Consider the following 15735-nt stretch of genomic DNA (forward strand, 5'->3'; position numbering starts at 1 on the left):
ATTTCCGGACAGTCGGCCAACGGATTTATACGATTTATACGCCTTAGAAAAGCTGCCGAAATGTTTCTTAAAACGGATTGTACTGTTTCTGAAGCTGCCTATAAAGTTGGTATCAACGACCCCAAATATTTTAGAGAACAGTTTAGCAAGCTATTCAAGCTTAACCCTTCCGAATACATAAAAAAATTTCGTGTTCCTTTTCACGCTAATATTACCAGGAATGCTGTGAAAGTAAAAATTAGCAAAAATTAATTTTAAGTAAACTCAGAAGAGCCGTATTTTACCTATAGTTTACCAATTTCCCCCTCAAGTTGGATGAATTTACCCCTCATTAGCAGTGCTTATTATACGCATCTTAGTGCTGCCAATTATAAATGTACAACCCACATTTATTGTTATTAAAGTAAAAGTTTATTATAATATTAAGTTATTAAAAACAGGTTTTAGCAACCCGTTCTGCTTTTATAGCTCTTTATTGAATTGAACCAATTTTAATTTATAAATAACCTAAAAAATCAATATGGAAGAAAAACCAACATAACTCTCCCCAATCTGTAGGCAAATGTCATAATGTGACCAGTCCTAAATCACCCCGCTTTTATAGCGTGCATTAAATATTAATTAACTTAAATAAGCTAATATGGAATACAATTTACATAAGACTGTAAACTTGTTAAGGGTCTTTAAAATTGCGCTGAGTCAAATATTAATAGCTTTAATATTTGTTGGTTTGTCATACGCCGGCGTAGCAAAAAACAAAAAACCAGGATTTACAAAAATAAAAGTGGGGAAAGGTAATGAAAATGCCCCCATAAAAATTTCAGGAAAAGTAACCGACCTGGTAACAGGTGAAACCTTAGTTGGAGTATCAATAAGGATTAAGGATTCAAGCAACGGATCGGTAACAGATGTAAACGGAAACTTTACACTAACAGCTCCCGACAATGCCGTATTAGTTGTATCATATATCGGCTATAACACGTTGGAAGTGCCTGTAAATGGTAAAAGCACTATTAACATTAAATTACAGCCATCATCCAAAGGATTGAATGAAGTGGTGGTGGTTGGTTATGGTGTACAAAAGAAGGTGACAGTTACAGGCTCTGTAACATCTGTTAAGGGGGACGAATTGGTAAAATCACCTGCTGTTAACCTTTCCAACTCTATAGCCGGGCGTATGCCGGGTGTTATTGCTATGAATGGAAGCGGCGAACCTGGCTATGATGGTTCAACCATTCGTATCCGTGGTACAAATACCCTGGGTAATAACGATGCATTGATCGTTATAGATGGGGTTCCATCTCCTGCCGGCCAATCGAACATTGACCGTTTAAATCCAGCAGATGTTGAAAGTATCTCGGTATTGAAAGATGCTTCTGCGGCTATTTATGGCGCAAGGGCGGCCAATGGTGTTATTTTGGTTACTACCAAGCGTGGTAAATTGGGCAAACCCGAGCTTTCTTACACCTATAATAAAGGATGGGCTCAGCCTACTATGCTACCCAAAATGGCTAATTCAACCGAATACGCCACAATGGTGAATGAAATAGACCTCTATGGTTTGCCTTCACAATATTGGACTGCTGCTTCTGCTGCATTTAAAACAGCGGGAAAATTTACCAGGCCTGATAATGCGGCTACAACAACCGCTACATTTCAACCTGCTGATTTTACAAAATTTGCTGATGGTTCTGATCCATGGGGACACCCTAATACCGACTGGTTTAAAGCTACTCTAAAAGACTGGTCTGGTCAATCACGTCAAAACGTGCAATTATCAGGTGGTTCCGAAAACATAAAATACTTAACCTCAATAGGGTATCAAAACCAGGATGGATATTACAAAAACTCTGCTACAGGTTATAAACAATACGACTTTCGCTTAAACGTTGATGCCAAGGTTAATAAGTATATCAGTACTTCTATAGGTGTAGCGGGCCGCCAGGAAAACCGTTTCTTTCCGGACGGAGGAACTGCAGGTGATATATTCAGAATGCTGATGCGTGGTTATCCGTACAGACCAGCTTATTGGCCAAATGGTTTGCCGGGACCCGATATTGAAAACGGTCAGCAACCAGTATTGATTACTACGAATAAAACCGGTTATGCTAAGGATACAAGATATTCTCTTCAGACAAACGGAAAAATTGATATATCGGTACCGGGAGTACCAGGCTTAACAGTTAGCGGAAATGTTGCTCTCACTAAATACATGCAACAAACCAAAGCCTGGCAAACACCATGGTATGTGTACAGCTGGGATAATGTTACCAAAGATGCAAATGGTACCCCGGTACTTACCAAAGTAGCCCGCGGGCCTGCCCAGGCAAGGCTTGATCAAGGCTCCGATGATCAGCTTAGCAGCTTACTTAGTGGAATTGTAACATATAACCATAGTTTTGGTAATCATAACATGGTATTACTTGCCGGTGTAACCAAAGAAAAATCAAACGATAGCCAATTTGGTGCTTCACGTAAATATTTTAATTCGGTTGCTATCGATCAGTTAAATTGGGGAGGTAGTTCAGAAATAGGTAATTATGGTACTGCCTGGGAAAAAGCCCGTTTAAATTATTTTGGCAGGGTTGGGTATAATTATAAAGAAAAATACCTGGCAGAGTTTTTATGGCGTATAGATGGTTCTTATATGTTTCCGCAAACTCACCGTTTCGGTTTCTTCCCGGGTATATCGGCCGGATGGAGAATCTCGGAAGAAGATTTCTTTAAAAATAATATAAAATTCATTCAAAATTTAAAACTGCGCGGATCATGGGGACAAATGGGTAACGACAATGTTGTTAAGCCCCTTACCAATACTTTAGCAGAATACTCTTATCTTCCATTATACAACGTTGGCTCATATATAATTAACGGCGTACCAACCCAGTCATTGTTTGAAAACGTGGCACCAAACCCGAATTTCACCTGGGAAGTTGCCAATAATAGTGATATAGCGTTGGAAGGAACTACATTAGACGGAAAATTAGATTTCTTACTGGAAGGATTTGTGAACAAGCGTACCCAAATATTATGGGCACCTACAGCTTCAGTGCCTGCAACTGCAATACCAACTGGGTTACTGCCCCCTGTAAATTATGGAAAAGTGACTAATAAAGGATGGGAATTTCAATTATCTTATCATGATAAAATTGGTCAGGTGAGGTACAATGTAGGTGTTAACGGCGGGTATTCCAAAAACAGGATTGATAAATGGGATGAGGTTCCGGGAGCGCCTGCCTGGCAAAAATCAACCGGGCATCCTATCGGAAGTCAGCTTTATTACATATATACCGGTATATTTTCTACCCAGGCTCAGGTTGATGCTAATAAGGTTGATTACAGCGGTGTTGGGGGTAGTAAACTTAACCCGGGCGACATGATGTATAAAGATGTAAATGGCGATGGTAAACTTACTGGGGATGATCAGGTGAGGAGTGATAAAACCAATCAGCCTACCTTTCAGGGAGGCTTCAATTTTGGGATTCAGTATAAAAACTTCGATTTAACTGTTTTATTCCAGGGTGCCGCTGGCGGACAGATTGTCTTTCAAACAGAGTCGGGAACAATTGGTAACTTCACGCAATACAGTTACGACCATCGCTGGACGGTTGACAATCCAAGCACAGTGTCCCCCCGCACAGTTGATAGAAATAACCAGTATTTTTCTGGAGGATACTACAATTCTGCAGGGACCCTTATCAATGGAAACACTTATTGGTTGTTAAATACAAATTATATCAGGCTTAAAAATGCTGAACTTGGCTACACTATTCCTACAGCGTTAACTTCAAAAATTGGTATAAGCAATTTACGGATATATGCAAATGGCCTTAACCTGCTTACATTTTCTAAACAGAAAATTTATGATCCTGAATCAACCAGTTCGTCTGGTCAGTATTATCCGCAGGCAAGAGTCGTTAATATGGGCGTAAGTGTAAAATTTTAATTTGAACGATATGAAAACATTTATAAGAAATATTTCAACAATTGCGATGCTCTCGGGAGTGCTGCTGACTTCGTGTAAGAAAGACTTTTTAAGTACAAAACCATCGAATCAGGCGCCGGCAGACCTTACCTGGGGAGATCCAAACCTTTCCGAAGCCTTTGTTACCGAGCTTTATAACGGCTTACACGATGCCGAGCTTAACCAGGAAAGTATGGATTGTATTACCGATAATGCCCTCTATAATTTCGGAAAGCAGGATATAATGGAGGCCAATATAAGTCCTTCGCATTTAGGATGGGTTAACAATACCTATGAGTGGAATGAAATGTACGCCCGGATAAGGTCGGCCAATCTTGCTTTAGAGCAACTTGGCAAGTCTGCACTTGATAAAGCATTGGTTGACAGGCTTTCGGGAGAAGCTCATTTTATGCGTGCATACTTTTACAATCAAATGCTGCGCTATTATGGCGGCGTTCCAATTGTAAAATCCACTTATGATCTTAATTCTCCTGATTTTACCGTTGCCAGGAATACGTATGCCGAATGCGTTGATTTTATAGTGAGCGAGTTGGATGCAGCCAGTACTTTGTTGCAAGGTAAAAGTCTGGGAAAAGGGCGTGCTACCGCCGATGCCGCAGTAGCTTTAAAAATAAGGGTGCTGATGTATGCAGCCAGTAAGCTGCATACTCCTGGCGGGGTGGCCTCATTAAGCAGCATAAGTACTGGTAGTACTCCTTTTAAAAATCCCGAACTTTTAGGTTATACAACTGCTGATGCTGGTCGCTGGCAGAAAGTTTATGATTTGGCAAAGGCATTTATCCTTAAAGGTGGATATGGTTATGCCCTTGATTTATCTGCTCCTGCGAGCGCCGCCGATGGATTTACAAATTACCAAAATTCTTATTTGTCAAGAAATGGCGGCGAAAACGAGATAATTTTTGCCCGCTATTTCAGCAATAGCAAAGATGAATGGGGTGCATGGTATGGCAGAAACAATTGTACCAATGGATACCATGGCTGGACATCAAGCGAGCCTACGCAGAATATGGTAGATGATTATGAAATGATGGATGGTTCAAAATTCGATTGGAACAATGCGGCAGAAAAGGCAGCTCCTTATTCTAACAGGGATCCCCGTTTTTATGCATCTATTTTATATGATGGCGCGCCATGGAAACCGCGTACCCCGGATGGTGCAGGTATAGATCCTTACAATGAAATACAAATGGGCACTTATCAAACAGGCAGCTCAGGCAGTCCGGTAACTTATTTTGGTTTGGATACAAGAAACGGCCCAATTGAAAACTGGAACGGAACCCGTACCGGTTATGCTATCAGGAAGTTTATGGACCCTAATCCCGCACTGGTAGATCAGAACACCCGTTCGGAAGTGCCCTCGCCTTTAATAAGATACACCGAAGTTGTATTTAATTTTGTAGAAGCATGCCTTGAAACAAACAGGGAAGATGAGGCCAGGACATGGCTCAATAAAATCCGTTTCCGGTCAGGAATGCCTGCAATTACAGACGCCGGTGATGCACTGGTGCAACGATACAGAAACGAACGAAACGTAGAACTGATGTTTGAAGAGCAACGATTTTATGATGCACGCCGCTGGATGATTGCGCCAACAACATTGGGCAATAAAGTAAGGATCATAAAAATTACAGGGGCCTTGAAAACGGGTAAAACGGTAAATGTTTATAGGTACAGTACTGATAATTACAATTACACATATACGGTACAGGATCTTGATCCTGGAGTTGAAAATCGTACCTGGAAGGATATTCTTTATTTCCCGCCTATTAGCCGCGACGAGATTAACAAAAACAAGAAGTTAGTTCAAAATCCAGGTTATTAACTGCAGGGATTATAAAATTCTTATATATTAGTGTAAAGAATGCCGGTAGTAAAATGCCGGCATTCTTTTAAATTTTAGTCCATTAATTTAAGCGGCACCTGGTGAATTCAAATATTAAATTATTCTCACAATTACTTTTTATCGGAATTATTGCATTAACAAGTTGTGGTCGTTCAACCGAAAATAAAGAAACGGACGAAAACAACAATAGCAACCCTTTATTTACTTTACTATCTCCGGAGCAAACACATGTAGACTTTAGCAATACTTTAACTGAAGGGTTAAATACCAATGTGCTGATGTATGAATACTTTTATAATGGCGGAGGGGTAGCCACCGGTGATTTAAACGGAGACGGCCTGCCTGACATATATTTTACCGGTAACATGACCGATGATAAACTGTACCTTAACAAGGGACACATGCAGTTTACTGATATTACCACCGTAGCAGATGTAGCCGGGCGCCCTGGTCCCTGGAAAACAGGAGTTACCATGGCTGATGTAAACGGAGATGGTAAGCTGGATATTTATGTTTGCTATTCGGGCAATGTAAGGGCCGAAAAACGCCAGAACCAGTTGTTTATTAACACCGGAAATGACAAAGATGGAATACCACATTTTACAGAACAGGCACAACAGTATGGATTAGCAGATACCGGGTACAGTACACAAGCAGTTTTTTTTGACTACGACAGGGACGGAGACCTGGACATGTTTTTGTTGAATCACAGCCCTATTCAGTTACCTATCTTAGATGAGGTAAATACAGCTGCTATCTTAAAGAAATTAAATTCGCCCAATGGGGTGCGACTATACAAAAACGATAACAACGTTTTTAAAAATGTAACAGAACAGGCCGGAATCAGCAGTTCTGATTTAACCTACGGCCTTGGAGCGGCGATAGCCGACATCAATGGTGATGGGTGGCCGGATATTTACATATCAAATGATTATACCATACCCGATTTTCTTTACATCAACAATGGTAATGGTACCTTCACCAATAAATTGCAATCTTCTCTGGGGCATACCTCACAGTTTTCTATGGGGAATAATGTTTCGGATATAAATAACGATGCCTTACCGGATATTTTTACGCTCGATATGCTTCCGGAAGATAATCGCAGGCAAAAGTTATTGTTTGCGCCGGATAATTATGAAAAATTTGGCTTAACTCTTCGTACGGGGTTCTATTATCAGTATATGCGCAACATGTTGCAGATAAACAATGGTAATGGTACTTTCAGCGAGATAGGGCAACTATCAGGTATCTCAAATACCGATTGGAGCTGGGCTCCATTATTTGCCGATTATGATAATGATGGCTGGAAAGATTTGTTTGTAACCAACGGCTATACCCGCGATTTCACCAATATGGATTTTGTGAAATATATGGGCGACTTTTTGAAAGATAAGAGAATGATGCGGAAGGATATATACAATTTGGTACAACAAATACCATCTTCGCAGGTAAAAAGTTACCTTTTCAAAAATAATGGCAATTTAACCTTTACCAATACCAGCGCCGCATGGGGGATTACACAATCATCAAACAGTAATGGCGCGGCTTATGCAGATCTGGATAACGATGGCGACCTTGATCTGGTAACTAACAATATTAACCAACCAGCATTCATCTATCAAAATGAAGCGGACAAGCAAGCAGATAACCATTACCTGCAGCTTAAGTTAAACGGCGCCGGAAAAAACACACAGGGTATAGGAGCAAAAGTTACCATTTACGTAAAAAATAAAAAACAATACCTGGAGCAAATGCCAAGCCGCGGCTTTCAGTCAAGCGTTTCACCAATATTGCATTTTGGGTTGGGTAAAGATAAAGAAGTTGATTCGCTGCGAATAGTATGGCAGCAGGGAAAGGAGCAGGTTTTAAAGAATATCAAAACCAATCAGCAACTAACGCTTGAAGAAAAAAATGCAGTTAACAACGCTCAAATACCCAAAACCGTAAAATCCATTTTTGCAGAGGTAACATCACCAATAGCAAATAAACAGGAAAAAAATGCCCTTAACGATTTTAAACGGCAGCCGCTAATGGTAAACCCGCTATCGTTTTCAAGTCCGTGTATGATAAAAGGTGATATAAATGCCGACGGATTGGAAGATGTTTATGTAGGTGGTGGCAACGGGAAACCGGGTACAATATACATTCAGCAGGCCGGTGGCAAATTTGCGGTAAAACCAGAGCCCGCTTTTGAAGCCGATAAAAAAAGCAACGATGCGGATGCGGTATTTTTTGATGCGAATGGTGATGGAAAACCGGATTTATATGTATGTTCGGGCGGCTATGATAATTATATGCCCGATGATCCTTTATTACAGGACAGGCTTTATTTAAATGATGGGAAAGGTGATTTTACTAAGACAAAAGATGTATTACCTGCAATGCGCAGTAGCAAAAGCTGTGTACGAGTGGCTGATATTAATGCCGACGGGCATTTAGATCTGTTTGTAGGAGGAAGGGTAATACCTGGCAGATATCCGGAAACTCCCCAAAGCTACATCCTCATAAATGATGATAAAGGGCATTTTACTGATGAAACTGTAAAATACAACTCAGGCCTGCAACACATGGGTATGGTAACCGATGCCGCATGGGTAGATATGAATGGCGATAAAACGCCGGATTTGGTTTTAGTAGGAGAGTGGATGCCGGTAACCGTAATGATCAACGAAAATGGCAAACTTATTAACAGCACTAAGGCGTATTTTGATAAACCCAACAGCGGCTGGTGGAATAAGATACTGGTAGAAGATTTTAACCACGACGGGCATCCCGATCTGCTTGTTGGCAACCAAGGACTAAATACCCAATGCAGAGCCAGTGATAAAGAACCGGCAGAAATGTATTATAAGGATTTTGATGATAACGGAGCGGTTGATCCTATCTTCTGTTTTTATATTCAACATCAAAGTTATCCATACGTTTCAAGGGATGAGCTTTTAGAACAGATCAGTATGATGCGTTCGCGTTTTCCTGATTATAAGAGTTATGCCGATGCCTCCCTTACGGATATATTTACCGCTGTAGAATTAAAAGGAGTGGGTCATTTACAGGCTAATAACCTGGCCACTACTTGTTTTTTAAGTGATGGCAAAGGTAAGCTACATTCATCCCCATTGCCTTTACAGGTTCAGTCTTCACCCGTTTTTACAATAACTGGTCTTGATTATGATCACGATGGTAACAAGGATTTGCTTTTATGCGGTAATATTAACAGGGCCAGGTTACGCCTGGGCAAATATGACGCAAATTACGGCATATTATTAAAGGGTGATGGCAAGGGCCATTTTGAATATATCCCCCAACTCCAATCAGGGTTTAAATTATGGGGAGATGTGAGAAGTGTTATAGAAATTAATCAAACATTATTGTTCGGGATCAATCAACAGGGAGTAAAAGCCTATAAAGAATTTTAATTACATGAAAAGAAAGGCATTTTTAATAACTATCCTGTTTACCGCGGCTATGTTATACAACAGCTGCAGCAATAAGAAACAGGCACAGCCGACATTAACCAGTGCCGATATCACCAAAGTGATTGATCATATGACGGTTGTTATGATCCATGATGTAACCAATCCTCCTTTGGCTGCGCGCTTCTTCTCATATACCTGTCTTGCTGGCTATGAAGTTATAGCCGAAAATGACAAAAGTGTTAAGAGCATGTATGGCATTTTAAACGAATACCCCGTTATTAGCAAGCCAGCTTTTGCTAAAGGATATGCATATCAGTTAAGTGCTTTAATAGCCATGATGGAAACTGCAGGAAAGCTGCAGCCATCGGGTAGCTTATTGATCAAATATGAACAGAGCTTTTTGGATTCGTGTAAAAAGATTGGCTTTTCTGACGAGGTTATTGATAGTTCTAAACATTACGGGCAGGCAATTAGTAAACAGATACTTGCTTATGTCAAAAAAGACAAATACAACAGAATTAGCAACTATACAAGGTATACTCCACTTGGAAAGGATGGTACCTGGGACCCCACACCTCCGGCTTATATGGCCCCGGTTGAACCTTATTTTAATACCATTCGTCCGCTTACACTTGATTCTTCCTCTCAGTTTTTGCCAGATCCGCCCATACCTTTCTCCACTGATAAGCACTCTGCTTTTTATAAATTCATGATGATGAACTACAAAGCAAGCGGAAAAGGATTAACAACCGAACAACGCACTATAGCGGGCTTTTGGGATTGCAATCCATTTGCTGTTCAGGATAACGGCCACATGTTGATAGGCTTAAAAAAGATCTCGCCGGGAGCGCATTGGATGGGAATTACAGGTATTGCTTGCAGGCAAACAAAAACCGGGTTTTCAAAAGCGCTGGAGATTCATACTATGGTAGCTACAGGATTATTGGATGGTTTTATATGTTGCTGGGACGATAAATACCGGACTAACCGGGTCCGTCCGGAAACGGCTATCCGCAAGTATATTGATGTTACCTGGAAACCGCTGCTGCAAACACCGCCATTTCCTGAGTATATCAGCGGTCATTCTGTAATATCCTCAGCGTCGGCAGTAATTCTTACCCACTACTTTGGCAACAACTTTCACTATACAGATAATGTGGAAGAAAAATATGGACTCGCTCCACGTAGTTTTAATTCATTTAACCAGGCCGCTACCGAAGCAGGTATGTCTCGGTTTTGGGGAGGCATACACTTTAAAGATGCAATTGATAATGGTATAATACAGGGGGTTAAAGTTGGCCAATGGGTATTGGCCAAATATAAAAACCCGGTGGTACATCATTAAATGATGCATAATTGTTGATCGGCAATCTATTTTTTCCAAGTCAATTATAACTCAACCTGCGCTGTTGTAAAATATAAAAAGCTTTAATAACCTCTTTATGAAACTCAAACACCTTGCACTATTTATCGCATTTTTTTTAAATGTCATCAATACATTTGCCCAAACTCACACCTTTGCCTTAGGTGATGAAGCATTTTTATTGGATGGCAAGCCCTTCCAGATGATTTCGGGCGAGATGCATTACCCGCGCGTACCGCGTGAAGCCTGGCGTTCGCGCATGAAGATGGCGAAAGCGATGGGGCTTAACACCATAGGAACCTATGTTTTCTGGAACCTGCACGAACCTCAAAAGGGAAAATTCGATTTTAGCGGTAACAACGATGTGGCCGAGTTTGTACGCATAGCCCGGGAGGAGGGATTATGGGTAATCCTACGCCCAAGCCCTTACGTATGCGCCGAATGGGAATTTGGCGGCTATCCTTACTGGCTGCAAAACGAGAAAGGATTAGAAGTACGTAGTAAAGAATCCCAATACCTTAAAGAATATGAAAGCTATATTAAAGAGATAGGTAAACAACTGGCTCCGCTGCAAATAAACCATGGCGGTAATATACTAATGGTACAGATAGAGAATGAGTATGGCTCTTACGGCAACGATAAGGAATATTTATCGATCAATCAAAAACTATTTAAAGAGGCCGGCTTCGATGGCTTGCTTTATACCTGCGATCCGGCTCCCGATTTGGTAAAAGGCCATTTACCGGGCCTGTTGCCGGCTGTTAACGGGCTGGATGATCCGGCTAAGGTGAAAAAAATAATCAACGACAATCATGATGGCAAAGGGCCATATTACATTGCCGAATGGTACCCGGCCTGGTTTGACTGGTGGGGCACTAAACACCATACCGTACCAGCCGAGCAATATGCAGGTCACCTGGATTCTGTTTTGGCAGCAGGAATATCCATCAATATGTATATGTTTCATGGCGGTACCACGCGCGGATTTATGAACGGCGCCAATTATAAAGATGAAACACCTTACGAACCACAGATCAGCAGTTATGATTATGATGCGCCGCTGGATGAGGCGGGTAATGCTACGCCAAAGTTTATGAAATTTAGGGAGGTCATCCAAAAACATTTGCCTGCCAATGTACAATTGCCTGCCGTTCCTGCGGCAAAACCAGCTATCAGTATCCCGGCAATTAAATTTACCCAATCGTTAAGTGTGTTGAATGCCTTGCCAGCTCCGAAAACAAATATTACCCCGCTTACTTTTGAAGACCTGCACCAGGACTACGGTTTTGTATTGTACCGCAGTACTATCCAGGGCGGCAAAAACGGTTTGCTTAAGCTAAAAGAATTAAGGGATTACGCGGTTGTAATGGTCAATGGGAAAACAGTAGGAACACTGGACCGGAGGCTGAAGCAGGATAGTTTAATCCTTACACTACCGACCGGCAAAATAACCCTGGATATTTTGGTTGAAAACCTTGGCCGTATTAATTTTGGTAAATACCTATTACAAAACAAAAAAGGGATCACCGAAAAAGTGCTTTTTGACGGCAGCGAGGTGCAAGGCTGGAAAATGTATTCCTTACCTTTCAATAACGTAAAAGCGATCGGGTTTGGAGCAGCAAAGCTGAATTCGGGTTCTTCACCGGTTATTAAGCAAGGAAGCTTTAACCTTGACGAAGTTGCAGATAGTTATCTCGATATGGGGCAGTGGGGTAAAGGAGTGGTATGGGTAAATGGGCACAACCTGGGTAGGTACTGGAATATCGGTCCGCAGCAAACAGTATACCTGCCTTCAGAATGGCTTAAAAAAGGACATAATGATATAGTTATCCTGGAATTACTGAAGCCGGAACAAGACCAGGTATCTGGAATAAGCACACCCATACTAAGCCAGCTACAGTAACTTAGTTTAAACAATTTATAGATAAGGGATAGTTTTGGTTAACAGCTTAAATATTAATTAGATTAGTCAGGTTAATGCCAGACCCAATTAGTCTGTTAGTACCAAAACACCCTTTCAAATAAATAGGAATGCGGAAAATAGCACTTTTACTCGTTTTATTATGCGGCTCAGTTTATAATGCAGGGGCTCAGCAAACTATTATACAATACCTATCCGGCGTTGATAAAGATCATACCGTGAATTGGGATTTCTATATTAACACGGGCCAAAAAAGTGGTTCATGGAATAAAATTGCTGTACCATCTAACTGGGAGCAACAGGGATTTGGCACTTACAATTACTACAGGGATACCAAAAACCCCGAAGAGCAGGGGAAGTATAAATATCATTTTAAAGTAGCTGCTTCAAATAAGGGTAAAATCATTTTTATTGTTTTTGAAGCTTCCATGACAGATACCGAAGTGAAAATAAACGGGCAATCTGCCGGCCCGGTTCACCAGGGAGGATTTTATAGGTTTAAATATGATATTACCAAATTGCTGAATTTTGGAACCGATAATCTGCTTGAAGTTACAGTTAGTAAAAGATCGGCTAATGAATCCGTTAACCAGGCCGAGCGTAAGGCTGATTTCTGGCTGTTTGGCGGTATTTTTCGACCGGTATACCTCGAGATTGTTCCTCAAGCTTTTATCGACAGAATAGCCCTTAACGCGCAGGCAAACGGCGCGTTAGCCCTTGATGTATTTACTGCCAATGCCAATAGTAAGTATGTTATTAAAGCGCAGGTACAAAAGCTTAACGGGCAACCAGTAAGTAAATCTTTTAATATAAAGGTATCAGCTGGTAGGCAAAAAACAACTTTGCAGCAACAAATAAATAATGTAGTACCCTGGAATCCCGAATCTCCCAACCTCTATACCCTCGTTGTATCTCTTACCAGTCCGCAAGGCAGTGTTCACGTTGTAAAGCAGCGTTTTGGCTTCCGTACAGCAGAGTTAAGGTTACAGGATGGATTTTATGTGAACGGCAAAAAGGTTGTTTTTAAAGGAGTATGCCGGCATAGTGAATGGCCGGAATCGGGTCGAACGTTAAGCAAAGATATTAGCCTGATGGATGTTAAGCTAATGAAGGAGATGAACATGAATGCGGTCAGGATGTCACATTATCCGCCTGATCAGCATTTTTTAGATGTGTGCGATTCATTGGGCCTTTTTGTATTGGATGAACTAACCGGGTGGCAGGCTAAATATGATACAGAGATAGGTAAAAAGCTGGTGAAAGAACTGGTGGTGAGGGATGTAAACCATCCATCAATAGTAATATGGGATAATGGTAACGAGGGCGGCTGGAATACCGATCTTGATACCGAATTTTCAAAATATGATCCGCAAGGCCGCTGGGTTATTCATCCCTGGGAAAAATTTAATGGAACGGATACAAAACATTATCCTGATTATAATTACGTAACAAATGCCGTTTTATATGGTAAAGAACTGTTTTTTCCGACAGAGTTTATGCATGGATTGTATGATGGCGGGCAGGGTGCTGGTTTAGACGATTTCTGGAGCCTGATGCGCAAACACCCTTACTTTACGGGCGGTTTTTTATGGTCTTTTCATGATGAGGGTGTAGCCCGGACAGATAGGAACGGGCAGATAGATGTACAGGGTAATGCCGCCCCCGATGGCATATTAGGCCCTCACCGCGAAAAGGAAGGGAGTTTTTATACTATTAAAGAAATCTGGTCGCCGGTAGTGATTGCGGATAGCTATATTCCTGCAATATTTGATGGAAAATTGGAGGTTGAAAACCGGTATCTCTATACCAATCTTAATAAATGTTCTTTTAAATGGAAGCTGGTATCCCTACCATTACCTGGCAATGATGATCTTGAGGGTAAAATTAATGCATCAGGAAACGTAGTTCCCATTAATCTTGAACCTGCCAACAAAGGTTATTTGCAGGTTAATTTGCCTGCAAACTGGCGAAATAGTGATGTGCTTTATTTAACGGGCAAGGGACCGGATAACAAAGAGATATTTACCTGGAGCTGGCCGTTAAAATCGCCCGGAAGCTTGCCAATAAAATTTAGTGCACAAAGCGCCGCCAAACCAACAGCGTTGGAGCAGGATAGCAGCCTGGTTATTAATACCGATGGCATTAATTATTTTTTTGACACTAAAACGGGCTATCTGCAAAAGGTGGTGACACCAAAATCGGTCATTGATTTAAAAGATGGACCGGTGTTGGCAGGCGCGAAACATACGCTAAAAAAGCTAAACCGTTATGCCTCGGGCGAAGATTATATCGTGGAGCCGTTATATGAGGGCGGCCCGCAATTTAACGTAAAATGGATATTCCATTCGGGTAACCCAGTTAAGCTTTACTACCAGTTTAGCCGGCAAGGGGAATTTGATTTTTCAGGGATCACCTTTAACTACCCAGAAGAGCAGATAACCGGGATGCGATGGGAGGGACGCGGCCCGTATCATGTTTGGAAAAACAGGATGAAGGGGCAGCAGTTTGGTGTTTGGCACAAAAATTATAACAATACCATAACCGGTGAAAGTTGGAACTATCCGGAGTTTAAAGGCTATCACGCAGAAGTATATTGGGTTACTGTTGAAAATAAACAAGCTTCCTTTACCGTTTACGCTACCCAAAAAAATACCTTTTTGCAAATGCTTAAACCCGCAAAAGCCGCAGGTTCGGGTAACGATAATACTAATCCTCCCTTCCCGGAAGGCAACCTTGGTTTTATGAACACTATTAGCGCAATTGGAACTAAGTTTCAAAGTGCGGATAAGTTAGGCCCGCAAAGTCAAAAAAACATACAGTTAAATTATACGCCGGTAAGCGGCAGTTTATGGTTCGATTTTAGGTAAGCAAGAATTTTTGGCCGCAATTTATTGCCTTGACTGGTTTACAGATTGAACTTAATCTACCCCATTATACAAAAAGAGGCAGCAAAAGGAGGGCACTGAAAAAGTCCTTTAAAAATTAGAGGATAAAAGGAGTAGAGAAGCTTGGTTTTTCTACTCCTTTTTCATTATCTTAAAGTCGAATTAGAACGGCTTTTAGATGTTAGCTCAACAACAACAAATCCAATTCAGCGTGTTTTCGGGATTATATGACTTGATCGTTCCCAAAGACAATCTTCTTCGGAAGATCAACGAGTTAATAGATTTCAATTTTATCTACAAAGAACTCGTTGACAAATAT

7 protein-coding genes and 1 pseudogene are annotated in these 15735 nt (G+C 41.1%); all 8 read left to right on the forward strand.

Features of this window, described 5'->3' with window-relative positions; genetic code table 11:
• On the forward strand, positions 1 to 252 hold a 252-nt coding region (locus AC1DQW_RS26470; protein ID WP_477456803.1), incomplete at its 5' end, for a helix-turn-helix domain-containing protein.
• 388 nt (positions 253 to 640) lie between these two features.
• Entirely contained in the window at positions 641 to 3946 is a 3306-nt protein-coding gene (locus tag AC1DQW_RS26475; RefSeq protein ID WP_477456804.1) for a SusC/RagA family TonB-linked outer membrane protein, read from the forward strand.
• A 10-nt stretch (positions 3947 to 3956) separates the two neighbouring features.
• Positions 3957 to 5807 (forward strand): RagB/SusD family nutrient uptake outer membrane protein, encoded by a 1851-nt coding sequence (locus AC1DQW_RS26480; RefSeq protein ID WP_477456805.1) that lies wholly within the window; start codon positions 3957 to 3959, stop codon positions 5805 to 5807.
• Positions 5808 to 5908: 101 nt separating this feature from the next.
• Positions 5909 to 9247 carry a VCBS repeat-containing protein gene (locus AC1DQW_RS26485; RefSeq protein WP_477456806.1) on the forward strand — a complete coding sequence of 1113 codons (3339 nt, stop codon included), beginning with the start codon at positions 5909 to 5911 and terminating at the stop codon, positions 9245 to 9247.
• Positions 9248 to 9251: 4 nt separating this feature from the next.
• The gene (locus AC1DQW_RS26490) at positions 9252 to 10592 is read left to right on the forward strand and encodes a vanadium-dependent haloperoxidase (RefSeq protein WP_477456807.1); all 1341 of its coding nucleotides are present in this window, start codon (positions 9252 to 9254) and stop codon (positions 10590 to 10592) included.
• Positions 10593 to 10689: 97 nt separating this feature from the next.
• Positions 10690 to 12513, forward strand: coding sequence for a glycoside hydrolase family 35 protein (locus tag AC1DQW_RS26495; RefSeq protein WP_477456808.1), 1824 nt, complete (start codon positions 10690 to 10692; stop codon positions 12511 to 12513).
• 128 nt (positions 12514 to 12641) lie between these two features.
• Entirely contained in the window at positions 12642 to 15398 is a 2757-nt protein-coding gene (locus tag AC1DQW_RS26500) for a glycoside hydrolase family 2 TIM barrel-domain containing protein (protein ID WP_477456809.1), read from the forward strand.
• A gap of 196 nt (positions 15399 to 15594) precedes the next feature.
• A pseudogene (locus AC1DQW_RS26505) lies at positions 15595 to 15735 on the forward strand (IS5/IS1182 family transposase); the annotation flags it as partial.

The sequence above is a fragment of the Mucilaginibacter sp. P5_A4 genome (genome assembly GCF_056400605.1).